The sequence below is a fragment of the Nocardioides sp. genome (genome assembly GCF_024509035.1).
GTDB lineage: Bacteria > Actinomycetota > Actinomycetes > Propionibacteriales > Nocardioidaceae > Nocardioides.
The window spans coordinates 231-1,838 of the sequence record NZ_JANINT010000364.1 but is presented as its reverse complement, the minus strand read 5'-3'; the positions used below and the strand labels follow the sequence as shown (position 1 = coordinate 1,838).

Genomic DNA, 1,608 nt, shown 5'->3' with positions numbered 1-1,608 from the left:
AAGGCGAGGCTGACCTGGGAGGCCGACAGCGACCAGGCATCCTGGTAGCGCGGGTAGAGCGGCGTGGGGGTGAAGTTCGCCGCCATGGCGCAGAAGACCAGGGCGGTCGTGCCGTAAGCGGCACGCATCCGCCCACGGCGGACGGCCTCCGGGTCAGCGAGCGCCGTCACAGCACAGGGGCTCCGGCCTCGACCAGCATCAGGCTGACGTCGTAGGAGGTGTCGAAGCGGACCGCGCGTCGAGACGGCCCGAGCAGGTCGACGTCGCCGACCGCGGCGACCCTCCCGTGCTCACCGTCGTCCAGACGGCTCAAGAGCGCGTCGAGGTCATGGACCACAATCCCCGGTTGCACCCGTCGGTCCGGGCGGGAAGGCAGCGGCAGCGGCCGACCGGAGCCGTCGACGGGACGGGCGAACTCGAGCCGAGCGTTGCGGGAGCCGGGCCCACGGTAGAGCGAGGCCTCCAACCCTTCGCCGGCGTCGTACTCGAGCATCTCCTCGATCGCGGGGCCGGCGAACGTGCCGGCGAAGTACTCGTGGCCCCCGAGCACCTCGGCGGCGAACCGGCGTGCCGCGGGAAGGTCGCTGGTGAGCACGACGACGGCGACCACCTCGCTGGACCACCCGTCCTCGTCGGTTCCGAGGACGGATCGGGTCCCCCTCGGCCGATGCTGCACCAGTGCGTGCAGCAGGCCGCTGTGGTGCTGGACCAGCATCCTCTCGCGCACCGGGATGTCGGTGCCGGGAAGGTCGTAGTGAACGGCTTCGGAGACGAACGCCCACCCGGCCTCGGAGAGCGCCCGCTCCGTGGCTGCCGCGTCCCGCAGGTAGAAGTCGAGGGCGTAGACGCCGGCTCGCCGCTCGGGGACGCGTCGCGGCTCGGGCTCGAGCGTGGGGATCTCCACGACGACCACGTCTCCGCCGATCCCGCTGCCGCGCCGGAGGTGCACCGACCGCGTCGCGACTCCGGGCAGGCCGAGCAGGCGCGTCGCCGCCGGGTCGGGCTCCTGGTCGCGGGCCACCTCGAAACCGAGGAGGTCGGCGTACAGCCCGACCACGGGCCCGGCGTCGGGCACCGCCTGGACCACGAAGTCCAGACCGTCGAGTCCCCCTGCGTACACGCCATCTCCTGGGTTGAGCGATTTGGGAATCGTCTGATGAATCGCGTTCGACGGTGGTCAACCTGCCGTGTATAGACCGCCCTGTCAACGGCATCCCGCGTGGAGCAGCGGTTCCGAGGCGTCGACCGAGCGCTGTAACGCGCTCTTATCCAAACTGTGACATCAACTGTTGCCAGCGTGACCTGGACCACTCTACCTTAACGTCAGACATATCGCTTGACCCATGCGCCGAGGCGCAGGACGGAGATCGCTGATGGACTCGAGACACACACGACGGGTCGGAATCCTCGCCGCATCGTTCCTACTGGCTGGCACCCTGGCCGCCTGTGGGGACGACGCGAAGGAGGGCGGCGGCGGAGCCTCGAAGGGGGGCGAGACGCTCACCGTCGCCTGGTCATCCACGCCGACGCAGATGGACCCCAACGTGTTCACGGGCCTCACGTGGGTCTACGCGCTGGACGCGGCGATGGGCACGCTGTTCGAGTACG

Annotated in this window: 2 protein-coding genes; one reads left to right on the top strand and one right to left on the bottom strand. The window is 69.9% G+C overall.

Translation table 11 applies throughout. The annotated features are described in order from the left end of the window. Positions 1 to 166: 166 nt before the first annotated feature. Positions 167 to 1,120 carry a hypothetical protein gene (locus tag Q0L15_RS21350; RefSeq protein ID WP_296606768.1) on the bottom strand — a complete coding sequence of 318 codons (954 nt, stop codon included), beginning with the start codon at positions 1,118 to 1,120 and terminating at the stop codon, positions 167 to 169. A gap of 253 nt (positions 1,121 to 1,373) precedes the next feature. Here Q0L15_RS21350 and Q0L15_RS21345 point away from each other — a divergent pair. Continuing rightward, on the top strand, positions 1,374 to 1,608 hold a 235-nt coding region (locus Q0L15_RS21345; protein ID WP_296606767.1), incomplete at its 3' end, for a hypothetical protein.